22 protein-coding genes and 1 pseudogene are annotated in these 23856 nt (G+C 69.8%); 11 read left to right on the forward strand and 12 right to left on the reverse strand.

Features of this window, described 5'->3' with window-relative positions:
• Window positions 1-89: 89 nt before the first annotated feature.
• The 3 genes from HWX08_RS15510 (at window position 90) to HWX08_RS15520 (ending at window position 2448) form a co-directional block, all read left to right on the forward strand.
• The gene (locus HWX08_RS15510) at window positions 90-746 is read left to right on the forward strand and encodes a TerD family protein (RefSeq protein ID WP_069257131.1); all 657 of its coding nucleotides are present in this window, start codon (window positions 90-92) and stop codon (window positions 744-746) included.
• Window positions 747-800: 54 nt separating this feature from the next.
• Complete coding sequence (locus HWX08_RS15515; RefSeq protein WP_174922423.1) at window positions 801-1682, forward strand: hypothetical protein; 882 nt, start codon at window positions 801-803, stop codon at window positions 1680-1682.
• Window positions 1683-1827: 145 nt separating this feature from the next.
• The gene (locus HWX08_RS15520; RefSeq protein WP_174922424.1) at window positions 1828-2448 is read left to right on the forward strand and encodes an HAD family hydrolase; all 621 of its coding nucleotides are present in this window, start codon (window positions 1828-1830) and stop codon (window positions 2446-2448) included.
• 18 nt (window positions 2449-2466) lie between these two features.
• Here the strand turns inward: HWX08_RS15520 and HWX08_RS15525 are convergent, their stop codons facing one another.
• Window positions 2467-3576: a fatty acid desaturase gene (locus tag HWX08_RS15525; protein ID WP_174922425.1), complete on the reverse strand. Its 1110-nt coding sequence runs from the start codon at window positions 3574-3576 to the stop codon at window positions 2467-2469.
• A gap of 204 nt (window positions 3577-3780) precedes the next feature.
• Between HWX08_RS15525 and HWX08_RS15530 the strand changes: the two genes are divergently transcribed.
• Window positions 3781-4818 (forward strand): AraC family transcriptional regulator, encoded by a 1038-nt coding sequence (locus tag HWX08_RS15530; protein WP_174922426.1) that lies wholly within the window; start codon window positions 3781-3783, stop codon window positions 4816-4818.
• A 61-nt stretch (window positions 4819-4879) separates the two neighbouring features.
• On the opposite strand, the gene HWX08_RS15535 is transcribed toward HWX08_RS15530, so the two are convergent.
• From HWX08_RS15535 to cysD, 5 genes are all read right to left on the reverse strand, one after another.
• Window positions 4880-5929, reverse strand: coding sequence for a lactonase family protein (locus HWX08_RS15535; RefSeq protein ID WP_174922427.1), 1050 nt, complete (start codon window positions 5927-5929; stop codon window positions 4880-4882).
• Window positions 5916-7283 carry an MFS transporter gene (locus tag HWX08_RS15540; protein ID WP_069257125.1) on the reverse strand — a complete coding sequence of 456 codons (1368 nt, stop codon included), beginning with the start codon at window positions 7281-7283 and terminating at the stop codon, window positions 5916-5918. Before HWX08_RS15540 ends, HWX08_RS15535 begins: the two co-directional genes overlap by 14 nt.
• Window positions 7284-7566: 283 nt before the next feature.
• Entirely contained in the window at window positions 7567-8754 is a 1188-nt protein-coding gene (locus HWX08_RS15545) for a helix-turn-helix transcriptional regulator (protein WP_174922428.1), read from the reverse strand.
• A 138-nt stretch (window positions 8755-8892) separates the two neighbouring features.
• Window positions 8893-10815, reverse strand: coding sequence for a sulfate adenylyltransferase subunit CysN (gene cysN / locus HWX08_RS15550; protein WP_174922429.1), 1923 nt, complete (start codon window positions 10813-10815; stop codon window positions 8893-8895).
• Window positions 10815-11795, reverse strand: a complete 981-nt coding sequence (cysD, locus tag HWX08_RS15555; RefSeq protein WP_174922430.1) for a sulfate adenylyltransferase subunit CysD — start codon at window positions 11793-11795, stop codon at window positions 10815-10817. The genes cysN and cysD overlap by 1 nt, the downstream gene beginning before the upstream one ends.
• A 130-nt stretch (window positions 11796-11925) precedes the next feature.
• Here cysD and HWX08_RS15560 point away from each other — a divergent pair, with 130 nt between their 5' ends.
• Genes HWX08_RS15560 through HWX08_RS15575 form a run of 4 tightly spaced genes read left to right on the forward strand, consistent with a single transcriptional unit; the run spans window position 11926 to window position 16056 of the window.
• A complete protein-coding gene (locus tag HWX08_RS15560; RefSeq protein WP_174922431.1) occupies window positions 11926-13035 on the forward strand; it encodes a DUF1214 domain-containing protein in 1110 nt (369 codons plus the stop codon).
• Window positions 13032-14225 (forward strand): sulfotransferase family protein, encoded by a 1194-nt coding sequence (locus HWX08_RS15565; protein ID WP_174922432.1) that lies wholly within the window; start codon window positions 13032-13034, stop codon window positions 14223-14225. Before HWX08_RS15560 ends, HWX08_RS15565 begins: the two co-directional genes overlap by 4 nt.
• A gap of 41 nt (window positions 14226-14266) precedes the next feature.
• Window positions 14267-15058 (forward strand): SDR family oxidoreductase, encoded by a 792-nt coding sequence (locus HWX08_RS15570; protein WP_174922433.1) that lies wholly within the window; start codon window positions 14267-14269, stop codon window positions 15056-15058.
• Window positions 15059-15075: 17 nt separating this feature from the next.
• Window positions 15076-16056 (forward strand): acetyltransferase, encoded by a 981-nt coding sequence (locus tag HWX08_RS15575; protein ID WP_174922434.1) that lies wholly within the window; start codon window positions 15076-15078, stop codon window positions 16054-16056.
• Window positions 16057-16114: 58 nt separating this feature from the next.
• On the opposite strand, the gene HWX08_RS15580 is transcribed toward HWX08_RS15575, so the two are convergent.
• On the reverse strand, window positions 16115-16543 hold the full coding sequence (locus HWX08_RS15580) for a nuclear transport factor 2 family protein (protein WP_174922435.1): 429 nt from the start codon (window positions 16541-16543) through the stop codon (window positions 16115-16117).
• A gap of 13 nt (window positions 16544-16556) precedes the next feature.
• On the reverse strand, window positions 16557-17036 hold the full coding sequence (locus tag HWX08_RS15585; protein WP_069257117.1) for an SRPBCC domain-containing protein: 480 nt from the start codon (window positions 17034-17036) through the stop codon (window positions 16557-16559).
• Window positions 17037-17357: 321 nt separating this feature from the next.
• Here HWX08_RS15585 and HWX08_RS15590 point away from each other — a divergent pair, with 321 nt between their 5' ends.
• On the forward strand, window positions 17358-18836 hold the full coding sequence (locus tag HWX08_RS15590) for a cryptochrome/photolyase family protein (protein WP_174922436.1): 1479 nt from the start codon (window positions 17358-17360) through the stop codon (window positions 18834-18836).
• Between the two features lie 22 nt (window positions 18837-18858).
• Here the strand turns inward: HWX08_RS15590 and HWX08_RS34610 are convergent, their stop codons facing one another.
• The 3 genes from HWX08_RS34610 to HWX08_RS15600 form a co-directional block, all read right to left on the reverse strand.
• Window positions 18859-18981, reverse strand: coding sequence for a hypothetical protein (locus tag HWX08_RS34610; protein ID WP_279610513.1), 123 nt, complete (start codon window positions 18979-18981; stop codon window positions 18859-18861).
• Window positions 18972-20204, reverse strand: coding sequence for an MFS transporter (locus HWX08_RS15595; protein WP_174922437.1), 1233 nt, complete (start codon window positions 20202-20204; stop codon window positions 18972-18974). Before HWX08_RS15595 ends, HWX08_RS34610 begins: the two co-directional genes overlap by 10 nt.
• Window positions 20205-20384: 180 nt before the next feature.
• Entirely contained in the window at window positions 20385-21326 is a 942-nt protein-coding gene (locus HWX08_RS15600; protein ID WP_174922438.1) for a LysR substrate-binding domain-containing protein, read from the reverse strand.
• A gap of 159 nt (window positions 21327-21485) precedes the next feature.
• Between HWX08_RS15600 and HWX08_RS15605 the strand changes: the two genes are divergently transcribed.
• Window positions 21486-22526 carry an alpha/beta hydrolase family protein gene (locus tag HWX08_RS15605; RefSeq protein WP_174922439.1) on the forward strand — a complete coding sequence of 347 codons (1041 nt, stop codon included), beginning with the start codon at window positions 21486-21488 and terminating at the stop codon, window positions 22524-22526.
• 164 nt (window positions 22527-22690) lie between these two features.
• On the forward strand, window positions 22691-23446 hold the full coding sequence (locus HWX08_RS15610) for a 4'-phosphopantetheinyl transferase family protein (RefSeq protein ID WP_174922440.1): 756 nt from the start codon (window positions 22691-22693) through the stop codon (window positions 23444-23446).
• Between the two features lie 21 nt (window positions 23447-23467).
• Here HWX08_RS15610 and HWX08_RS15615 read toward each other — a convergent pair.
• Window positions 23468-23845, reverse strand: a pseudogene (locus HWX08_RS15615) (amino acid ABC transporter substrate-binding protein); the annotation flags it as partial.
• Between the last annotated feature and the right edge of the window lie 11 nt (window positions 23846-23856).

Here is a 23856-nt window from a genome sequence, read left to right on the forward strand (position 1 = left end):
CGCGGCGCGAACATCATCAACGAAGAGGCCGCACCGTGCGGCCCGGCATTGCCGCCGGCGCAACGGCGGTTCCAGCAGAAGAGGTTCAGATGATCAATTTGTCGAAAGGCGGTCGCGTCAACCTGTCGAAGGAAGCGCCCGGCACGCAGAAATTCCGCATCGGTCTCGGTTGGGACGCGAACGCGACGGACACGGGCACGGATTTCGATCTCGACGTGTCGGTGTTCCTGTGCAAGTACGACGCGCAGAGCAATCCGAAGCTGATTTCCGATCAGCACTTCGTGTTCTACAACAGCGAAGTGCGCACGATGGAGCGCAAGGAAACCTTCATCCAGCCGGGCGACGATTTCCCGAAGCGCGGGATGCCCGCGTCGAAGTGCCTGGGCGTCGTGCACAGCGGCGACAACCGCACGGGCAGCGGCGACGGCGACGACGAAGTGATCTTCATCGACGTGACGAAGCTCGCGGCCGACGTCGAGGAAATCTCGGTGGTCGTGACGATCGACCAGGCCGAAGCGCGTCGCCAGAATTTCGGGCAGGTTCGCAACAGCTACATCCAGATCGCCGACGAGGTATCGGGCGCGGTGATCGCGAAGTACACGCTCGAGGAGGACTTCTCGATGGAGACTTCGGTGCAGGTCGGTAGCTTCTATCGCCGCGACGGCCATTTCATGTTCAAGGCGGTCGGTGCCGGCTACAACCGTGGCCTCGGCGACTTCGTGCGCGCGTACGGCGGCGCGGTCTGACTGGCGGCAGCCCGGCGTGCGGAACACCGCCGTCGCGCCGGGCAGGAAGCAGCGATGACGAATCCGTCCGACGAGCCCAAGCGGCTCGAGTTCGATACGACGCCCGAGCGCACGCCCGGGCGTCTTGCGTTCGACACACCGCCCGCGGCGGCCGCGCCGGTCGTGCCGGCGTCGCGCGCGCCCGAGCGGTCGGCGCCGCAGGCGCTCGATTTCGGGCCGACGCCCGCGCCCGACCGGGCCGTGCGCGCGGCGCCCGCCGACGCGATCGGTCGCGCGGTGTTCGGCGAATCGAACCACCCGCAGCTCGAAGCGTGCTTCCGCGCCGCACAGGCCCGCTTCCCGAATCTCTATCCCGACTACGCGCCGCGCATCGAGCGGCACATCCGGCAACTGGTGCCGCTCAAGCTCGCGACGGTCGCGACGATCGGCGACGGCGCGCTGGAGACGGCGGGCAACCTCGTCGAAGCCGTCGCGGCGACGACGCGCGAATTCAACGAACTTGGAGCCGCCGACATGATGGCCGGCATGCTCGCGCAGGCAACGCGCAAGGCGGGCATGTTCGAGCGCTGGTTCGGCGCGGCGTCGGCGCACGTCGACTACCGGGCCGCGCTCGGCGCGCTCAAGCAGTCGCTCGGCTTCTTCCCGCGCCGTACCGAGGAACTCGCCGCGAAGGTTCGCCATGCGGAAGAAAACCTCGTGGTCGTGCTCGCGGCGCTGAGCGCGGTGTCGGACGTCGTGCGCGCACCGGACGATGCCGGTGTCGAGCGCACGCTGTTCGACCGCCGCAACATCGTCGGGCAGGCGGTGCAGCAGATCCGCATGCAGCCGGCCCAACTGCGCGGGCTCGACGAGCGCGTGACCGATCTGCTGTCGCGCGCCGATCACCTGATGAACATCGTGCTGCCGGCGGCCCTGGCGGCGCGGCCGCCGCGCTGAGCGAACGGCACGAAGGGCGCGAACGCATGCGCTGTGGCCGCGCGTGCGTTCGCTGCACAGGCCGTGCTGCGTCACGTCATTTCGCGTGCACCGGCGCGAGTCTGCTATCTTCCCGGGCATCTCATCGCTTTCCCGCCGATTCTCCATGACCGACCGCATCGTTGCCGCATTCGATTTCGACGGCACCATCACGACGACCGACAGCTTTCGCCATTTCGTCCGCTATGCGGTCGGCACGCCGCGCTTCGCGTGGGCCGGGCTTCGCGCACTGCCGTGGATCGTCGCGATGAAGGCCGGGCTGCTGTCGCGCGGCGACGCGAAAGCGACCTTCGCGAAGTTCGCGTTCGGGCCGGTGCGCGAGGACGCGCTCGATGCGCAGGCGCGTACGTTCGTCGACACCTATCTGCCGAGCCTCGTGCGTCCGGACATGCTCGAACGCATTCGCGAGCATCGGGCGCGCGGGCACGAAGTCGTGCTGGTGAGCGCATCGCCGTCGCTGTACCTGGAGAAGTGGGCGAAGACGGCCGGCTTCGACGCGGTGCTCGCGACACGGCTCGCGTTCGAGCGCGGCGTGTTCGCCGGGCGGCTCGACGGCGAGAACTGCTGGGGGCCGCAGAAGGTCGTGCGGCTGCGCGGGTGGTGGGGCGACCGGCCGCCGAAGCAGCTGTTCGCGTACGGCGACAGCCGCGGCGACAAGGAAATGGCCGAGCTCGCGAACTGGTCGTGGATCCGCGGGCAGGGGCCGATGCCGCCGATCGGCGAATGAGCCGGTGCGCGGCCGGCGTTACGCGTCGGCCTGCGCGTTGTGCGTGCCGCGCGACGGGCGATCGCCGCCCCAGCGGTTCGCGCGCGCGAACGTGCCGACGTCGTTGAAGCGCACGCCGACTTCACGCAGCGCCGCATGCGCGGTGCGCGCGGTCAACTGGCGAATGTAGAACGGATCGCGCACCACGAAGTGATGGATCGCGTGCGTGCTGCCGAAGTTGAAGCAGAACAACTGGAACGGCAGCATCCACCACGGGTTGAGTACCTGCGTCTGCTGGATCACGTTGCGCGAATCGATGTCGCCGAAGTAATGCATGTTCGAGCTGACGAAGTTGATGCAGAAGCTGCGCACGAAGTTCGGCCCGAGCCACACCACGGCCAGGAAGTCGACCACGCTCATCGCGCGTTCGACGACGGCCGGCACCGTCACCGCGACGCCGAACGCATGCAGCGCGAACAGGCCGACGTGATAGACGATGAACGCATGCCACAGCACGTAATACACGTGACCGACCGGCATGTACGACGATACCTGCTCGACGCGCAGCTGCAGGCGCTCCGCCGGATCCTGCACCGGCTGCGCCGCCACGTACTGCTTCACCTTGCGGCGCATCGCGGCCGGCCGCAGCACGATGGCGAGCATGCCGTCGGCGATCATCAGCAGGCGCTTCACGCCCCAGCGCTCGCCGTTGGTGATGCCGAATTCCTCGAGATCCGATTCGCCGCCCGACACCTTGTGGTGGTGCAGGTGCATCCGCCGCCGCGTCCACGGATTGATCGTGCCGGGCCGCGTGAGCCAGCACAGCGCCATCATCAGGTGATAGGCCCACGGCGTCTTCTTGAAGTACATCAGGTGGATCAGGTCGTGCTCGAGCTCGTGGATCAGCGACGTGACGAACGCGGCGAGCGGCAGCGCGACGTACCACGCGATCGCGCCGCGCGCGTACAGCCACGCGATCGCGAGCATCGCGCTCACCGATACCGCCATCACGGTCGCGCCGACGAGGTTCTGGTTGTCGAGCAGCGGAAAGCGCGCGCGGATCGCGTCGCTCGCGGCGTTGACCTCGCGGCGGACGTACGCGACCTTGTCCGCGTCGTGGCGAAAGGCGGTTCGTGCGGGTTGGCTCATCGACCGGTGTCCTGCGGAAAGAGTGGGGCGCAATGCCGATGGGACAAGCATAGGCGCGCGCCGGGCTGCGCGCGAGGGCCGTGGGTGCCAATGGTGGTGTCATTTCGGGCCGCGATGGCCGGCCCGCGCGCCTAGAGTCGCGCCCCGGTGTCATTGCGGGCCAGCGGCGCTACAATCCGCCGAAACCGCTCCGGAGTCCGCCGCATGGCCCAGTCCGCCCCGGATGCCGCGCGCCAGCTGAACAAGGCGACGGTATCGTCCGCGTATGCGTTGTTCATGCTGATGCTGGCCGAGGAGCGCGGCATCGACGGCGGCCGCATTCTCGCCGGCTCGGGCGTCGAGCGCGAGCGGCTCGCGCAGCCCGATGCGCGCATCACGCCGCTGCAGCAGGCGGTGATCGTCTTCAACCTGCTCGAGGCGACGGGCGATCCGTCGATCGCGATCGAGATCGGCCTGCGCAGCAGCCTGACGAAAGCGGGGCTGATCGGCTTCGGGCTGATGAGCTGCGCGACGCTCGGCGAGGCGATCGCGCTCGGCATCCGCTACCTGCCGACCCGCGTGCCGTTCTTTTCGGTGCGGCTCGCGCAGCTCGACGGAATCGTCGACATCGACGTGCTCGAAGCGTTTCCGCTCGGCCGGCTGCGCCAGTTCGCGGTCGAGAACTTCCTGGTCGAGACGGCGATCCTGTTCAATTCGCTGCTGTATCCGGTGCCGGGGCGCACGCTGCGCTCGCGTGCCGAACTCCATTTCGAATGGCCCGAGCCGCCTTGGTTCGAGCGCTATCGCGCGCGGCTGCCGCGCTGCCATTTCGATGCGAGCGCGAACCGCATCCGCTGCGACGCCGCGCTGCTCAACGAACCGATCGGCACCGCGAACGCGCACACCGCACAGATGATCGTCCAGCAGTGCGAGGCCGAACTCGCGCGGCTCGGCTATGCGGAGAGCATCGTCGAGCGCGTGCGCAACCTGCTGATCTGCGGCGAGCGCGGTTATCCGTCGGTCGACGACGTCGCGCGCGAGCTGCACGTTTCGGCGCGCACGCTCAAGCGCAAGCTCGCCGAGTACGGCGCGACCTATTCGGCGCTGCTCGACGAGATCCGGCTGCGCGACGCGCTGCGATTGCTCGAAGGCACGCGGCTGCCGGTCGACGAGATCGCGGCGCGCGTCGGCTATACGGACCGCGCCAATTTCACGCGTGCGTTCAAGCGCTGGACGGGCGTCGCGCCGAGCGAGCGGCGCTGAACGCGGGCCTGCACCGGCCCGCATGATGTGCCGGCGGGATCATCTCGCACGTGCCGCTGCGTCAGACGATCGCGACCCAGTTCGCCCCGCGTCCGCCCGGCACGCGCGCGTGCGGCGTCAGCGTGCCGTCGTCCGGCGCGATCGCGTACACCGACACGTATTCCGACTGTTCGCCGCAGGCGACGAGCCAGCGTCCCGACGGGTCGATCGCGAATCCGCGCGGCTGCGTTTCGGTGGCGGTCGCGTGCGCGGGTTCGAACGTGCCGTCTTCGCCGCGGCGATAGCAGAGCAGGCGGCTCGACGTTCGCTCGCTGACGTAGGCGAAACGCTCGTCGGGCATCAGGTGCAGGTCGGCGGCCCAGACGGACGGCTCGGCGGGCGCGGGCGGCCGCGCATGGCCGTGCGCGAGTTCGGCGACGGCCGGATGGCGTGCGCTCACATGGGCATCGCCGAGCCGGCCGGTGTCGGTGTCGCGCGCGAACGTCGCGAGCGTGCCGTCGAATTCGCTGACGACGACGAGCGCGCGGCCGTCGCGCGCGAATCGCAGGTGACGCGGCCCGAACCCGGCCGGCACGCGCGTTTCGCCATGTTCGAGCGCGCGCACGCCGGCCGCATCCTCGACGAGCGCGAAGCTGAACACGCGATCCGAACCGAGCGAGCTGACGTACGTGAAACGGTTGTCCGGCGACACGATTACCGAATGCGCATTCGCGATGCCGGGCGCGACCTGCAGCGGCGTGCCGTCGCCGTCGCGCACGCGCGCGGCGTCGTAGAGGCTCAGCGAATTCCCGCCGTACGACGCGCCGAGCAGCCAGCGGCCGCTGCGGTCGAGCGACAGGTACGCATGGCTCGCGTCGATCGCGGTCGCGCCGATACGCACGAGCGCGCCGGTGGCCGGTACGACGCGGAACGCGACGATCGTCGGCTGTTCGCCGCGCGTCGCGACGTAGAGGCGCGTGCGGTCGGCCTGCACGGCGATCGGCATCGCGACGTCGGCCGCGGCATGGCGGGCGAGCGGCGCGAGCGTGCCGTCGCCGGCGAGGGAGAACGTGGAGAGGTCGCCGTCGGCGGCATTCGAGACGACGACGGTCAGGCGGTCAGTGGTCGGCATGGCGGAGCATCGAAGCGTTCGTGAAAGAGGCGTCGGCCGGCAGGCCGCGCGGCGGGTCGCTGCGCCGGTGGGTGCGCGCGAACAGCGCGGCGACCGCGGCGACGAGCGAAGCGATCGCGAGCGCATACAGGCCGCCCGTGATCGAACCCGTATGTTGCTTCAGATAGCCGAAGGCCGTCGGCGCGACGAAGCCGCCGAGGTTGCCGACCGAGTTGATCAGCGCGATCACGGCCGCGGCCACGCGCGTGTCGAGATAGCCCTGCGGGATAGGCCAGAACAGCGACGACGCGGCCTTGAAGCCGAGCGCGGCGAAGCAGATCGACGCGAACGACCAGACCGGGTCGTGCGACGTCGACGCGAACAGCCCGCATGCGGCAAGCACGAGTGCACACGCGAGCCAGCGCTGCGGATGCTTCCACTTCGACGACAGCACCGCGAAGCCGTACATCGCGCCGATCGCGATCATCCACGGAATCGTGTTGTACAGGCCGACCTGGAAATCGGTGAGGCCGCCCATCTTGCGGATGATCGTCGGCAGCCAGAACGTGGCCGCGTAGATCGTCAGCTGGATCGAGAAGTACAGGAAGCAGAACAGCATGATCTGCGGATCGCGCAGCAGCGCGGTGGCGCGCACCGGCACGTTCGAGCGGACGTCGCGGGTCGCGCGTTCGTCGTCGAGCGCGTTCTGGAGCGCCGTGCGTTCTTCGGCCGTGAGCCACGTCGCGTCGCGGATGTGCGATTTGAGCAGCAGCCAGCTCGCGCCGCACAGCGCGACCGAGAACAGCCCTTCGATCAGGAACATCCATTGCCAGCCTTCGAGGCCGAAGCCGCGGATCGACAGCAGCGCGCCGGTCACGGGCCCGGACAGCACCGACGCGAACGCGGAGCCGCCGAGGAAGATCGCCATCGCCTTGCCGCGCTCCTGCGGCGGCAGCCATTGCGACAGGTACAGCACGACGCCGGGGAAGAAGCCGGCCTCGGCCGCCCCGAGCAGGAAGCGCAGCGCGTAGAACGACGTGTCGTTCCACACGAACGCCATCGCGGCCGCGACGATGCCCCACGTCGCCATGATCCGGGCGAGCCAGACGCGCGCGCCGTAGCGCTGCATCAGCAGGTTCGACGGCACTTCGAACAGCGCATAGCCGACGAAGAACAGGCCGGCGCCGAGCCCGTACGCGGCCGCGCCGATGCCGATCGACGCTTCGAGGTGGCGATCGACGAAGCCGACGTTCACGCGATCGATGTAGTTCGCGATGAACATGATCAGCACGAGCGGCAGCACGTGCCATTTCACTTTCGAGACGGCGGAAGCGAGCGGGTCGCGTCCGGGCAGGGCGGGCGAGGGCGGGTTCAAGCGTGTCTCCGGTCGGGCGTCGGCGGACGGGGCGGTGGCGCGCGTCAGCGTCGGGGTGGCGATTTATGTAGTATGTCGTCGTACGACATGGTACGCCTGAGCGTTGGCGGATGCGTCACGGGTTTACCCGGAATTTACCCAGATATCGGGGAATTCATGTGATATGTGGCTACACCATTCATGTCTGATGACGTATGACATGAAATGTGTGTCGCGATCCGCCCGCATGGTGAGGCATCGGTCGTTGCGCAGCCCGTCCGGCGGCGGCCGTCGTCGCGATGCGCTATGCCATCGATACGACGCTGTTGAGCAGCGTCTTCACCAGCACGGCCTGCCGCGTCGCGCCCGTCTTGGCGAAGATGCCGCGCAGGTGCGCGCGCGCTGTGTTCTTCGTGATGCCGGTCGCGGCGGCGGCCTCGTCGAGCGTGAGCCCGTCGACGAGCAGCAGCGCGATTTCGGTTTCCATCGGCGTGAGCCGGAACAGTCGATGCAGCATGTCGCGCGACGTCTGCGGCGACGACGCCGGATCGCGGACGAATACCGCGACGGCCGGCCGGTGCCGGCGGTCCTCGGCACCGCGGTAGGGCGCGAGCGGGCGCAGCAGCACGCTCAGCGGCATCGCGCCGCCGGGGCGCGACAGCGTGGTGGCTTCGATGCGCGCGAGCGCGCCCGCGCGGAAATGCTCGAGCGTGGCCTGCAGCGCCTTCTGCAGCCGGCGCTCGTCGAGCGGGCACGACGCATGGAGCCGCTCCTGACGCACGCACAGCCCGTCCTGCTGCGCGATCAGCCGCTCGGCGATGCGGTTGCGCTTGATCACGCGGCCGTCCTCGTCGACGATCGCGGTGCCGACATCGAGCCGGTCGACGGTGCCCGCGTACAACGCACGTTCGGCATCGAGCACGTCGAACGCCGCGTGCAGTTCGACCGCGCGCTGCAGGTGCGGCAGCAGCGTCGCGACCCGCGCGCGTTCGGCCGCGTCGAAATCGCGGCCGCCGTGCGCGCGGCTCACGAAGAACGCGCATTCGACGCCGCGTTCGCCGCGCAGGTTCGCGCCGAGGATGTAGCGCAGGTCGAGCGGCTGCAGGTACTGCCGGTAGAAATCGTGCGCGCGCCACGCGGTTTCGCCGAACAGCCGATCGGCCGTGAAGACGCGGCCGGGCGGCTGGTCGAGAAACGGGCACAGCGCGTAGAACTGCTGGCTGTACGACGGCTCGCCTGGCAGCAGCGGGCCGTGTGCCGACGCGTTGATGATGAGCCCGTGCCGGGCGCCGCCCGGATTGCGCAGCACGAGCGTCGTGAAGCGCGCGTCGAGCCGCTCGCGTACCGCTTCGAGGAAGCCGGCCCATGGCGTCGCTTCCGACGGGCCCTGATAGACGAGCCCGAGCCACGCGCTGAGCTCGCGCGCCGTCCATGCGGCGTCGTCGAAGCCGTCGTGCGCGGCCGGCTCGCCGGGTGCCAGCGCGATGGGCATGCTCGTGTTCTCCTGGATCGGGATGAAGGGTTCCCGAGCCAGCATACCGGCCGGCCGGCGGCCCGCGTCATCCGAACAGAGTAGGCGACGTGGGCAGGCGGGCAGGTGGGCAACGGCCGGGCTGGCCGCCTGCGGCGCTTACGCCGCGCGCTCGCGCATGAGGTACGCGACGATGCGCTCCGCCGCTTCCTCGGGCGACTCGGCGACCGTGTCGACGCGCAGTTCGGGCTGCGCGGGCGGCTCGTACGGCGAGTCGATGCCGGTGAAGTGCTTCAGCTCGCCGCGCCGCGCCTTCTTGTACAGACCCTTCGGATCGCGCTCCTCGGCGACCGCGAGCGGCGTGTCGACGAATACTTCGACGAACTCGTCGGGGCCGACGAGCGCGCGCGCCATGTCGCGTTCCGCGCGGAACGGCGAGATGAACGACACGAGCGTGATGAGCCCGGCGTCGAGCATCAGCCGCGCGACTTCGGCGACGCGCCGGATGTTCTCCACGCGATCGGCCTCGGTGAAGCCGAGATCGCGATTGAGCCCGTGCCGCACGTTGTCGCCGTCGAGCAGGTACGTGTGCTTGCCGAGCGCGTGCAGCCGCTTCTCGACGAGGTTCGCGATGGTCGACTTGCCGGCGCCCGACAGCCCCGTCAGCCATACGATGCGCGGTGTCTGCGCCTTCTGCGCGGCGCGCGCGTCGCGGTCGACGTCGACCGCTTGCCAATGAACGTTGTGCGCGCGGCGCAGCGCGAAGTGCAGCATCCCGGCGCCGACCGTGTCGTTGGTCAGCCGGTCGATCACGATGAAGCCGCCCGTCTGGCGGTTGCACGCGTACGGATCGAACGCGACGGGCCGGTCGAAGCTCAGGTTGCACACGCCGATCTCGTTGAGCGCGAGCGTGCGTGCCGCGAGATGCTCGCGCGTGTTCACGTCGATCTTGTACTTCGGCGTCGCGCAGGTCGCGCCGACCGTCTGCGTGCCGAGCTTCACGAGATACGGGCGGCCGGGCAGCAGCGGCGCGTCGTGCATCCATACGAGTGTCGCCTCGAACTGGTCGGCGACTTCGGGCGGCGCATCCGCGCGCGCGATCAGGTCGCCGCGGCTGATGTCGATCTCGTCGGCGAGCGTGAGCGTCACCGCATCGCCGGCGCGCGCGACGTCGCCTTCGCCGCGCGGCGTGATCACCGACGCGACGCGGCTCTCCTTGCCGGACGGCAGCACGCGCACGCGTTCGCCGACGCGGATCTCGCCCGATGCGATGCTGCCCGCGTAGCCGCGGAAGTTCAGGTGCGGGCGGTTGACCCACTGCACCGGCAGCCGGAACGGCTCGTCGCGCGTGACGCGCGCGGAGAGCGGCAGCGTGTCGAGATGCTGCATCAGCGTCGGGCCCGCGTACCACGGCATGCGCGTGCTCGATGCAATCACGTTGTCGCCGCGCAGCGCCGACATCGGGATGCTGACGATCTCCGCGAGCCCGAGCTCGGCCGCGAACGCGCGATAGTCGGCGTCGATGCGCTCGAACACCGCGCGGTCGTAGTCGACGAGGTCCATCTTGTTGATCGCGACCACCACGCGCCGGATACCGATCAGCGCGACGAGATGGCTGTGGCGGCGCGTCTGCGTGAGCACGCCCTTGCGCGCGTCGATCAGGATCACCGCGAGATCGGCGGTCGATGCGCCGGTGATCATGTTGCGCGTGTACTGTTCGTGGCCGGGCGTGTCCGCGACGATGAACTTGCGCCGCGCGGTCGCGAAGAAGCGGTACGCGACGTCGATCGTGATGCCCTGCTCGCGCTCGGCCGACAGGCCGTCGACGAGCAGCGCGAAATCGAGTTCGCCGCCTTGCGTGCCGACCTTCCTCGAATCGGCTTCGAGCTGCGTGAGCTGGTCGTCGAACAGCAGGTTCGATTCGTAGAGCAGGCGGCCGATCAGCGTGCTCTTGCCGTCGTCGACGCTGCCGCACGTGATGAAGCGCAGCAGGTCCTGGGGTGGCGTGTGCGCGTCGTCGGCAGCGCGCGTATCGGGAGTGGGGCGCGCGAGCGTGTCGGGCGCGGTGAGAACGTGTGCCATCAGAAATATCCCTCCTGTTTCTTCTTTTCCATCGAGCCGGCTGAATCGCTGTCGATCAGCCGTCCTTGCCGTTCGGACGTGCGCGTCTCGCGCATCTCCCGCAGGATGTCGTCGAGCGACGTCGCGTCGCTGTCGATAGCGCCCGTCAGCGGATAGCAGCCGAGCGTGCGAAAGCGCACCTTGCGCATCTGCGGCACTTCGCCTGCGCGCAGCGGCAGGCGATCGTCGTCGACCATGATCAGCGCGCCGTCGCGTTCGACCACGGGCCGCTCCTTCGCGAAGTAGAGCGGCACGATCGGGATGTCGTGAAGCCGGATGTACTGCCAGATGTCGAGCTCGGTCCAGTTCGAGATTGGGAACACGCGCAGGCTTTCGCCCTGGCGCTTGCGCGCGTTGTACAGCGACCAGAGCTCGGGGCGCTGGCGCTTCGGGTCCCAGCGGTGCTGCGCCGAGCGCAGCGACACGATGCGCTCCTTCGCGCGCGATTTCTCCTCGTCGCGGCGCGCGCCGCCGAACGCGGCGTCGAAGCCGTAGCGATCGAGCGCCTGCTTGAGCCCCTGCGTCTTCCACACGTCGGTGTGCACGGCCGAGCCGTGCGTGAACGGAGCGATGCCGTTCGCGATGCCGTCGGGGTTGACGTGCACGAGCAGGTCGAGGCCGAGCCGCGCGGCCGTGTCGTCGCGAAACGCGATCATCTCGCGGAATTTCCACGTCGTATCGACGTGCAGCAGCGGAAAGGGCGGCTTCGCCGGGTAAAACGCTTTCATCGCGAGATGCAGCATGACCGAGCTGTCCTTGCCGATCGAATACAGCATCACCGGGTTCTCGCTCTCGGCGACCACCTCGCGCATGATGTGGATGCTTTCGGCCTCCAGCCGCTCCAAGTGGGTCAACATCGTTCGTCTCCTTGTCTCATGCCGGCGCCGCGCGACATGTGCGGCGTTTCGTGCATGACACCGACGGTATCGAGCGGGTGGCATGCCGCTCTTCGTCCGGGTGGACTAAACCGCGGCACGGCGGCGGGGCGGATCTTTCCTTAGTCCACCCGGACGAAGTGGCGCGCGGCGGCGGCGCTTAAGGTGAGCGCTCGACCATCGGCGGAGACGACACATGACGGACGACACACGTGCGACGCAGCTGCTTTCGGGCCAGACCTGGGCCGACTTCTGCGACACCCTGAAACGCAGCGGACAACAGATCCTGCGCACCGAGGCGCCGGACGATCCGCTCACGCGCGCGGAAGGATTCCGCTACCTGAGCCGGCTGATGCGCATCGCGCTCGACATGCACGTCGAGTTCGCGGACGGCGCATGGCCCGGCTTTTTCTCGCCGTCGCACGAGACCGCGAAGATCGGCGCCGACAACCCCGACAACCTGTACCAGTACGCACGCGTCGACGGCCGCTGCGAATATCGCGTGACGGGGCGGCGCGGTACGGTCGCCTATCTGAGCTTCGGCACGCAGAAGGGCGGCTACGAGACCGACGGCAAGATGCTGCAGACCGGCTTTCTCGACGCGAAGCAGCTCGAGATCGCGGCGGACGGCAGCTTCGAGATCGTGCTGAGCGAGACGCCGCGTGCGGGCAACTGGGTGCGCATGGAGCCGGGCACGAACGCGCTGCTGGTGCGCCAGACGTTCCTCGACCGGCGCGCGGAAACCCCCGCGCAACTGAAGATCGAGCGCATCGGCGCGCACGCGTGCCCGGCGCCGCTCGATCCGCTCGTGCTGCAAGGCGGCCTCATGCGCGCCGCGCAATTCGTCGAGCAGACGTCGAAGCTGTTCGCCGACTGGGCCGCGAGCTACCGGTCGCACGTGAACGCGCTGCCGCCCGCCGATCAGGCGCTGTGCCAGTCGGTCGGCGGCGATCCGAACATCTACTACTACCACTCGTGCTGGTCGCTGGCCGACGACGAAGCGCTCGTGATCGACGTGGATGCGGTGCCCGATTGCGATTTCTGGAACGTGCAGCTCAACAACTACTGGATGGAGTCGCTCGATTACCGCTACTTCGACATCTGCGTGAACAAGCATCGCGCGCGGCTGAATGCGAACGGCGGCGTGACGGTGGTCGTCGCGGCCGCGCGGCCGGGCGACGCGAACTGGCTCGATACGGCCGGCCATCGCACCGGCACGATCTGCTGGCGCTGGGTCGGTGCCGCGCAACCGGTGCATCCGCGCACGCGGGTGGTGAAGCTCGCGACGCTCAAGGAGGCCGCATGAACGCGCCGCTCGACCGGACTCGCACGCTGCTCGCCGCCGACGGGTTGATCGCCGAAGCCGTGTCGCGCGCGAACGGGCTGAGCGCGTTCGGCGACGGGCCGTATCGCGAGGCGCTCGACGTGATGTGCGCGTCGCTGATCGACGAAGCGAACCTGTCTGCGCGCGGCGCCGACATGATGCGCGAGAAACTCGTCGGCCAGCTCGTGAACCGGCTCGTCGTCGAGGACTACTTTCGGCGTCATCCGGAGATCGAAGAAATCGAAATCGACGATCCGCTCGTGATCGTCGGCCTGCCGCGCACGGGCACGACGCTGCTGCAGCGGCTGCTGGCCGTCGATCCGCGTTTTCATTCGGCCGCATGGTGGGAAACCCGCTACCCGGCGCCGCTCGCGGGCGAGACGCTGGCCGAGCCGACGGTGCGCATCGCGCGCGCGCAGGCCGAGGTCGCAACGATGATCGACTGCATTCCGCAGATCCTGACGATCCATCCGCTCGATGCGATGCTCGCCGACGAGGAGTTCATGCTGATGGAGCATGCGTTCGTGTGCGCGATGGATTCGTACGCGAACGTGCCGCGCTACACGGCGTGGCTTGCGCGGCAGGATCTCACGCCGGTCTATGCGTACCTGAAGCGGATGCTGCAGTTCCTGCAGTGGCAGAAGGCGCGTCGCGGCGTTGCGCCGGCCGCGCGCTGGCTGTTGAAGACGCCGCAGCACCTGCATGCGCTCGACGTGCTGTGCCGCGTGTTTCCGCGCGCGCAGGTCGTGCTCACGCACCGCGACCCGGCGCAGACGATACCGTCGATGGCGAGCATGGCGCACACGCTGTGGCGGATGTATGCGGACGATCCCGATCCGCTCGCCGTCGGCGCGCAGTGGAACGCGGGTATGGCGCGCGCGATCGCCGCGGCGATGGCCGCGCGCGACGCGCTGCCGGCCGAGCGGTTTCTCGACGTGCGTTTCGAAGACACGGTGTCGAATCCGCGCGGCGTCGCCGAGGCCGTGTACGCGTTCGCGGGCATGTCGCTCGATGCGCGGCAGCGCGCGGCGATGGCGGACTGGCTGGCGCGCAACGGCCGCGACAGGCGCGCCGCGCACGACTATTCGATCGCGCGCTTCGGGTTCACCGATGCGCAGCTCGCGCGCGACTTCGCCGCGTATCGCGCGCGGCATCTGCGGGCGGCCGGCTGACGGCCGCGCCCGCGAGACGAACGACAAACAGGAGACACCCCATGTTGCTGAAAGACAAGATCGTCGTGATATCCGGAATCGGGCCGGGGCTCGGCGTGAAGCTCGCCGTCGAGGCCGCGCGCGAGGGCGCGCGCGGTGTGGTCGTCGCGGCGCGCACGATGGAAAAGCTCGACGACGCCGAAACACGGATCCGCGCGCTCGGCGTCGACTGCGACGTGCTGAAGGTGCGGACCGACATCACCGACCGCGCGCAATGCCGGCAGCTCGCGACGCAGGCCGTCGAGCGCTTCGGCCGGATCGATGCGCTCGTGAACAGCGCATTCGTGCACGGTACGTTCCCGGAACCGGTGGAGGACGCGGACCTCGACGGCTGGCGCGCGGTGTTCGACACCAACGTGTTCGGCACGATGGCGCTCACGCAGGAAGTCGTGCCGCACATGAAGCGGCGCAGGCGCGGCGCGATCGTGATGATCAACACGCAGGCGACCCGCAAGCCGTTTGCAGGGGAAGGCGGCTACGCTGTTTCGAAGGGCGCGCTCGCGGTTGCGGCAAAATACCTGGCGCGCGAACTCGGCGTGCACGGCATTCGCGCGAACAGCATCCACATGGGGTGGATGTGGGGCGTGCCGACGCAGGCGTATTTCCGGCAGGCGGCCGCCGAGTACGGGATGACGGAAGAACAGGTCGTCGCGCCGATCGCGGCGAACCTCGCGCTCGCGAAGCTGCCGACCGACGACGATTGCGCGCGCGCGGCGCTGTTCCTCGCGTCGGACTACGCGAACGCGGTGACGGGCGCGACGCTCGACGCGAACGGCGGCGATTTCATGCCCTGACGACGGAGCAAAGGATCATGCAGGACAACGACAACGCACGACATTTCTTTGCGTTCAACGGCGACGCGGACGGGCTGTGCGCGCTTCAGCAACTGCGGCTCGCGGAGGGCGTGCACGGCACGCTCGTGACCGGCGTGAAGCGCGACATCAAGCTGCTCGAGCGGATCGACGCGCGGGCGGGCGACTTTGTCACCGTGCTCGACGTGTCGCACGACCAGAATCGCGACGCGTGCGCACGGCTGCTGCGCGACGGCGCGACGGTCCGCTACTTCGACCATCACTTCGCGGGCGCGCTGCCCGACGATCCGCGCTTCGACGCGCATATCGACACGGCGGCCGACGTTTGCACTAGCGCGATCGTAAACCGTTATCTCGGCGGCCGGCACGTGCGCTGGGCGATCGTCGCGGCGTTCGGCGACGAACTGCCGGCGCTCGGCGATGCGCTCGCGCGCGAGCATGGCATCGACGAAGCGGAGCGCGGTACGCTCGCCGAACTCGGCCTCTACCTGAACTACAACGCGTACGGCGAGTGTGTCGGCGATCTGCATTTCGACCCGGCGGCGCTCGCCGACGCGATGCTGCCCTGTGTCGATCCGCTCGATTTCGTGCGCGGGACGCGCGTGTTCGCCGCGCTGCGCGACGGCTACCGCGACGACATGGCGTGTGCATGCGCGCTCGCACCGCTGCGCGAGGTGCCCGGTGCGACCTTGGTGCGGATGCCCGACCATCCGTGGGCGCGGCGCGCGACGGGCATGCTCGCGAACGAGCGGATGCGCAACGCGCCGCATGCGGCGCTCGCGGTGCTGTCGCCGCGCGCGGACGGTGGGCTCGTCGTCAGCGTGCGCGTGCCCGACGGCCGGGCGCTCGGCGCCGACGAATTCTGTCGCGGTTTTCCGACCGGCGGCGGGCGCAAGCGCGCGGGCGGCATCAACCATCTGCCGGAAACCGAGTTCGACGCGTTCGTCGCGCGCTTCGAGGCGGCGTTCCGGCTCGATTGACGTCGCCGCCGGCGTGGCGCGCCGGGCGACCTTCGCACGGCGCGCGCATCGTGGCGGATCAACCGGTCGCGCCCGCGAGCGCGGCCGGCACGTTGTGGCTGTAAGCGCGTTCCTCGACGCGTTCGGCGATACGCCAGCCGTGCGCGGTGCGCACGAACCGGTCGACGTACCACAGCCCGAGAAACATCACCTGCGTGCCGCCGTCCGGCAGCACGACTTCCATCGGATTGAAGCAGCTCGTGCGGCCGTGCGCGCGGTCGCCGTCGAGCCGGATCGACAGGTTGCCGACCAGGTGCTGGTAGTGCGGGAACCGCGGCAGCACGGTGCGCAGCCACGCCTTCACCGCCGGATAGCGGCCGGCGATGCCGCCCATCGCGCGATAGTCGATCGCCGCATCGGGCATGAAGACGCCGTCGAGCGCAGTCGAATACGCGACGATCAGCTCGCGGAGGTCGTGATGGTCGGACAGCGTTTGCAGATCGGGCATCGTCGGCGCCCGGTCACGCGCGATTGCGCCGGCGTGCCGCATGGAGCGTTTCGGCGCGCTGCTTCACATCGCGTGCGCACTGGTCGAAGCCCTGTTTCACCCACGCGCCGTGGTTCCGCATGATCGTGTCCGCGTTGATGCCGAGGAACTGGTCGGTCGTGAAATAGCGGCAGCGCTGCGCGTCGATCGCATCGATGTACTGGTCGCGGCGTGCCGCGTCCTTGTTGTCGTCGGTCGGGCGCTGCTCCCACGACAGCAGGCGTTCGGGTTCGTACGCGACGAGGATCTCGCTGACCGGAATCACGGTTTCCGTGCCGGGAATGCGCACCTGCATGTGCACGAAATCGCCGAGCTTGCCGGTCGTTTCGAAGCCGACGCAGAACGTGTTCCATTCGCCGTAGCGCGGGAAGTCGGTCAGCACTTCCCAGACGACGGCGGCCGGCGCGTCGATGTCGACGACGATCGAGGTGACGAGATTCGAGGGTTTGGTCATGGCGGCGTATCGGGTGAAGCCGCGCGTATCCGGGTGGCGGGGTGCGTCGCGGCGGTCGGAAGGAGCCGCGCCGGTATCGGCCGGCGCGCGCGGCGGGTGCGGATCGGCACGCGCGGGGCGTTCGATGCCCGTTCGTGCCGCGCAGTGTGGCGCACCCGACAACGAGCGTAGGCCGGCGTACGCGGCGAAGAATCGTCGATATGGACTAAGGCGTTTCACCGGGGCGGCAGGGCGGTGCGACCGTCGTGAGCGTCCGACGTCGACACCGTGCGGCGCAGCCGCGACAATACGCGTCTTCCCGTTTGCGTCATCGAGGTGCCCGTGTCTGCGAATTCGTCCGTTGCTCCTGCGATCGTCTGGTTCCGCGACGATCTGCGCGTGACCGATCAGCCCGCGCTGACGCGTGCGGTGGCGTCGGGCCGGCCGCTCGTCTGCGTGTTCGTCGACGACACGGGCGACGGCGCCGGGCGGCCGCCCGGCGGCGCGGCGCGCTGGTGGCTGCACGGGTCGCTGGCCGGGCTCGATGCGACGCTCGCGCGTCACGGCGGCCGCCTGCTGCTGTTGCGCGGCGACGCGCCGCGCGAGATCGAGCGCGTCGTGCACGACACGGGGGCGCAGGCCGTGTACTGGAACCGCCGCTATGCGCAGCCGCAGCGCGATGCGGACGCGGCGCTGAAGGCATCGCTCAAGGCGCGCGGCGTCACGGTCGAGAGCAGCAACGGCAGCCTGCTGAACGAGCCGTGGGAGGTGCTGACCGGCAGCGGCGGCCCGTACCAGGTGTTCACCGCGTACTGGCGCGCGGCGCGCCGCGATCGCACGGTCGCCGCGCCGCTGCCGGCGCCCGAACGGATCGGGTTTCATCCGTGGCCGAAGGCCGTGCGCGAGCGCGCGCTGGCGCTCGACGCGCTTGCGTTGCGTCCGCCGGTGCCGGACTGGGCCGGCGGCTTGCGCGACGCGTGGCCCGCGCCCGACGAAGCCGGTGCGCACGCGCAGCTCGACGCGTTCCTGACGACGGCGCTTGCCGGCTATGCGGATGCGCGCGACCGTCCCGACCGGCCCGCGACGAGCCGGCTGTCGCCGTTCCTGCGCTTCGGCAACGTGTCGCCGCGACAGGTGTGGCACGCGGTGCAGGGCGCCGCGAACGCGGGCGGCGCGGCGTATGCCGCACACGCCGACAAGTTCCTGAGCGAACTCGGCTGGCGCGAGTTCAGCTACATGCTGCTGTATCACTTCCCGGCGCTCGCGACCGACAACTTCCGTTCGCAGTTCGATGCGATGCCGTGGCGCGACGACCCCGCCGCGTTACGTGCATGGCAGCGCGGGCGCACCGGTTATCCGCTCGTCGATGCGGGCTTGCGCGAACTGTGGACGACCGGCTGGATGCACAACCGTGTGCGGATGGTCGTCGCGTCGTTCCTGATCAAGCACCTGCTGGTCGACTGGCGCGCGGGCGAAGCGTGGTTCTGGGACACGCTGGTCGATGCCGATCCCGCGAACAACGCGGCGAGCTGGCAGTGGGTGGCCGGCTGCGGCGCCGACGCCGCGCCGTATTTCCGCATCTTCAATCCGGTCGCGCAGGGGCGCAAGTTCGACCCGGACGGCGCGTACGTGCGGCGCTGGCTGCCCGAGCTCGCCGGCCTCGACAATGCATCGATCCATGCGCCGTGGGAAGCGTCGCCGCTGGAACTCGACGCGGCGGGCGTACGGCTCGGCGTCGACTATCCGGAACCGCTCGTCGAGCACGCGGCCGCGCGCGCCCGCGCGCTCGATGCGCTGGCTGCATTGCCCAAGCGCCGCTGAGCGCGCGCGCAGGGTGGCCGCATCAATTGCAGAACGCGACGTGTTCGAGTAGCGCGTACGCGACACCGGCGCTGAAATAGGCCGCGCCGCACCACGCGACGAACGCGAGCGCGGCGGCGGCCAGCGCCGCGCGGATCATGCCCACGCCGGGTTGCCCGCTGCGGGGCGCGCGACGCGTGCGTCGTCGATCGGCAGGTGCAGCAGCGCCGCGAGGACGCCGAGCGCGATCGAGCCGATCCACAGCGGCATGTACGAATGCGTCGCGTCGTACACGAGCGCACCGAGCCAGACGCCGAAGAAGCTGCCGAGCTGGTGCCCGAAGAACACGAAGCCGAACAGCGTCGCGATGTAGCGCACGCCGAACACCTGCGAGATCACGCCGTTCGTCAGCGGCACGGTGCCGAGCCACGTGAATCCCATCACGGCGGCGAAACCGTAGACGCTCGCGGGCGACAGCGGCGCGGCGACGAAGACCGCCATCGTGAGCGCACGCACGAGATACAGCACCGACAGCACGTACTTGCGCCGCAGCAGCCCGCCGAGATGGCCGCACGCATAGGTGCCGGCCACGTTGGTCAGTGCGATCAGCGCGAGCGCGATGCTCGCGTGGCGCGCCGGCAGCCCGTGGTCGAGCAGGTATGCGGGCAGGTGGGTCGCGATGAAGGCGAGCTGGAAGCCGCATGCGAAGAAGCCCGCGTTCAGCAGCCAGAAGCCGCGATGCGCGAACGCCTCGCGCACGGCTTCGCCGATCGATTGATCGGGGCCGGCGGCGGCGCCGGCCGCCTGCGCGGGCCGGTCGCGCAGCAGCACGGCGAGCGGCGCGAGCAGTGCCGCGACGAGCGCGAGCGCGATGAACGCGTGCCGCCAGCCGATGCCGCCGATCAGCGTCTGCGCGACGGGCACCATGCAGAACTGGCCGAGCCCGCCGATCGCGCCCGCGACGCCGAGCGCCCAGCCGCGCCGGTCCGGCGGAAACAGGCGGCTCAGCGCGCCATAGATCGACGCGAACGCGGAACCCGACAACGCGATGCCGATCACAAGCCCGGCGCCGACCGTGAACAGGCCGGTCGACGCCGCATGCGCCATCGTGACGAGCCCGGCTGCATACAGCAGCATCCCGGCGACGATCACGCGCAGCGAGCCGAAGCGGTCGGCGACCATGCCCGTGAACGGCTGCGCGACGCCCCAGATCAGGTTCTGCAGCGCCAGCGCGAGCCCGAACGCTTCGCGCGACCAGCCGTGGTCGAGCGACACCGGTGCGAGGAACAGGCCCTGCACGTGCCGGATGCCGAGCGCGACGCCCATGATCAGGCCGCCGGCCAGTACGGGCAGCCAGCGGCGGCGGACTTCCTGTTCGATCGGGGTCATGCGTGTCTCCGGAAGGGACGCGCGGCAAAACGGCCGCGCTCGATCCGATTAGACGATCGGGCTCGTCGTCGCTCAAGCGATCATTCGGTCAGATTGGCATGCGTGGAAGGAATGCGACGAGGGGCGATGGGGCGGGCGCGTCCGGCCATGTTCAGGCCGGTTCGTGAAGGCCGCGCCGGCTCACGCCGATGCCGTGTCGTGCGCCCGCATCGCGGCGTCGCATTCGGCGGCTTCGGCGAGCATCCAGTCGCGGACGTCGGCGACTTCGCGGCGCGGGGCCGGATCGTGCTGGAACAGCCAGTAGCCGTATGCATCCGACAGCGCCTGCGTGTGCGGCCCGAGCACCGCGAGCCGGCCGTCCGCGAGCATCGGCGCGACGAGCGCGAGCCGGCCGAGCGCGACGCCCTGGCCCGCGATCGCGGCCTGGATCACCTGGTCGTACTGGTTGAAGCGCAGCACGCCTTTCGCGCGCGCATCGCCGAGCCCGGCCGCGTGCAGGTGCGCGCGCCATTGCAATTGCGGCTGCGGCGGTCCGTCGAATTCGAGCAGCACGTGATCGGCGATCGCGGCCGCGTTCGTGACGGGCCGCGCGGCGAGCGCCGGATGCGCGACCGGCACGACGATCTCGTCGAACAGGCGCAGCGCGCCGGCCGGCGCGCGGTCGCGCGGACAATAGCGGATCCCGAGGTCGATGCCTTCGGCACGCAAATCGAGTACCTTGTCGTTCGCGGCCACGCGCAGGTCGATCTCCGGCAGGCGCGCCTGTAGCCGCCCGAGCCGCGGCAGCAGCCACAGCGCGGTGACGCCGATGCTCGCGGTGATCGTGACCGGCTGGCGCTCGCGCGCGGCGGCGAGCGATGCGACGGTGGCCTGCAGGTCGTGCAGCGCCGCATCCGCGACGCGGAACAGCCGCTCGCCTTCCGGCGTGAACGTGATCCTCCGGTAGCCGCGCTGCAGCAGCGCGACGCCGAGATGCGCTTCGAGCGCGTGGACCTGGCGGCTGACGGCCGATTGCGTGACGCACAGGTCCTGCGCGGCGAGCGTGATGCTCATGCGGCGCCCGACGGCGACGAAACCGCGGACGAGGTCGAGCGACGGGAGACGGACGAGCGGCGTTGACATGCGCGTGACTCATGCGAACGGAGCAGCAAGATTGGTTGAGAACGCGGGGCGCGTCAAGTTCAATGGAGGCTGGTGCGTGGCGTAACGCCTCGTGGAAGGGCGGGCCGGAGCCGGTGCGCGTGGGTTGTGCGCGGGTGGCGGAGCGCAGGTGGAGACACGATGACATTTTCGAACGAAGTCGACGGACCGAAGCCGGGCAACCGGGCGACGGACGCATTGCCGCCCGAGCCCGTGACGCTGCGCGCGGCCGACGGCTATGTATTGCGCGGCCATGTGTGGCGCCATCGCGGCGGCAGTGTCGTGCGACCGGTGACGGTCGTCAATTGCGCGACGTCGGTGCGGTGCGACTACTACTTTCGTTTCGCGGCGTGGCTGTTCGCGCAGGGGCGCGACGTGCTCGTCTACGACTACCGCGGGATCGGCGGGTCGCGCCCCGCGCAGCTTGCGAAGCTGCGCGCGAACTGGCTCGACTGGGGGCGGCTCGATTGCGAAGCCGCGCTGCAATACGCGCGCGACGCGTTCCCGGGCCAGCCGATCGACGTCGTCGCGCACAGCATCGGCGGGTTCGTGCTCGGGCTCGCGGCGTCGAACGTTCACGTGCGGCATGCGGTGACGGTCGGCGCGCAATATGCGTACTGGCGCGATTACCTGCCGGTCGAACGGCGGCGCATGTGGTGGAAGTGGCACGTCGCGATGCCGGTGCTCGCGGCCGTGTTCGGCTACGTGCCCGCGAAGCGGCTCGGCTGGATGGAGGACACGCCGCGCGGCGTCGCGTTGTCGTGGGTGCGCTCGCAGGCACGCTTCGAGGACGGCTACACGCGCGGCCTGCTCGCCGAGCCCGCCGCGAGCCGCGCCGCATTGCCCGCCCGCTTCGCGGCGCTGTCGGCGCCGATGCTCGCGATCGGCCTCGACGACGACGGCTTCGGCACGGTCGACGCGATCGAGCGGCTGGTCGGCTACTACACGGGCAGCGACGTCACGCATCTGCGAATCGCGCCGGCCGATATCGGCGTCGATGCGATCGGCCATTTCGCGTTTTTCCACAGCCGCTTCACCGACACGCTGTGGCCGGTGGCGCTCTACTGGCTGCAGCATGGCGTGCTGCCGGCCGATGCGCCGGGCAACGTGCACGCGCTGCACCCGGCATCGCGTCGGCGGCCCGCGGGCGGCGGCGTACCGGGCGTCGCGGCGAACGGCTGACGAAGCGGTTGCACGCATGCGCATGCCGGCAGGGGCGGCACCCGCGCGGCGCAACGCGCCGACTGCCGCCGCCGCCGCCATCGACACCGGCGGCCCGCGACGGCGCGCCGCGCCGCGTGATCGATTAACATCGGACGTTTGATCCCACAGGCCGCCGCACGTCGATGCTCGTCCCACCCGATTTCGCTTCCTCGTCCGAAACTCCGCGCGCGTGGCGCATGCAGGCGCTCGACGCGCCGCCCGCCGCCTCCCGTGCCGGCGTGCGGCTCGCGCGCATCGATTTCGACTGGCGCGTGCAGCTTGCGTCGCCCGCGTTCGCGGCGCTCGACCGAGCCGAGCGCGCGCGGGCGGCGCGCTTCCTGAGACACGAGGATGCGGTGCGCAGCGCTGCGACGCGCGCCGCGCTGCGCGACGTGCTCGGCGCGGCCCTCGGCATCGCGCCGCAGGCGGTCGCGATCGTCGTCGACGCGTCGGGGCGTCCGTCGCTGGACGGTGCGCATTGCACGTCGCTCGACTTCAACGTGTCGCATGCGGGCGATCATGCGCTGCTTGCGTGGGCGCCCGCGGGCCGCGTCGGCGTCGATATCGAGGGCTGCGATCGCGTGGCCGACTGGCGCGCACTGGCGCGTGAAGTCTGCGCGCCCGCCGAGGCCGCCTATCTCGACGGCCTGCCGGCCGCCGCGCGCGCCGGCGAATTCATGCGCGTCTGGTGCGCGAAGGAGGCGCTGCTCAAGGCGCTCGGCACGGGCATCGTCGGCGGCCTGGGCGCGTTCGCGGTCGTGCCGCCGCGCGATGCCGCGACCCCCGCGACGACGATCGTCGAGCCGGCCGCGCCCGCCGCGGGCGTCGCGGCGTTCGATGCGGCGTGGTTCGACGCGGCATCCGGCTACGCCGCGTGCGTCGCGTGGACGCGCGGGTGAGCCGAAGCCGGTGCGCGGCGCTCATTCGAGCGGCGCGTCGTTCGGCGCCGCATAGCGCGCCCTGATCACGTCGCTCATCGCGAAGTCGAACGACAGCCCCTTCGGCGGCACCGGCTTCATGAACCACTTGTCGTACAGCGCGTCGATGTCGCCGCGCTTCATCAACTGCACGAGCACACCGTCGACGAGCGCCTTGAACTGCGGATCGTCCTTGCGCAGCATGAACCCGTAGGCTTCCGACGATTGCGGCGTGCCGACGAGGTGCCAGTCGGCCGGCTTCGCGGCGAGCTGGCGCGCGCCCGCGAGCAGCACGTCGTCCATCACGTAGGCGGCCGCGCGGCCCGATTCGAGCGTGACGCGTCCTTCGCCGTAGTCCTTCGCGCTGATGATCCGCATGTTGCCAAGAACAA

The organism is Burkholderia metallica (genome assembly GCF_902832845.1).
Lineage (GTDB): Bacteria > Pseudomonadota > Gammaproteobacteria > Burkholderiales > Burkholderiaceae > Burkholderia > Burkholderia metallica.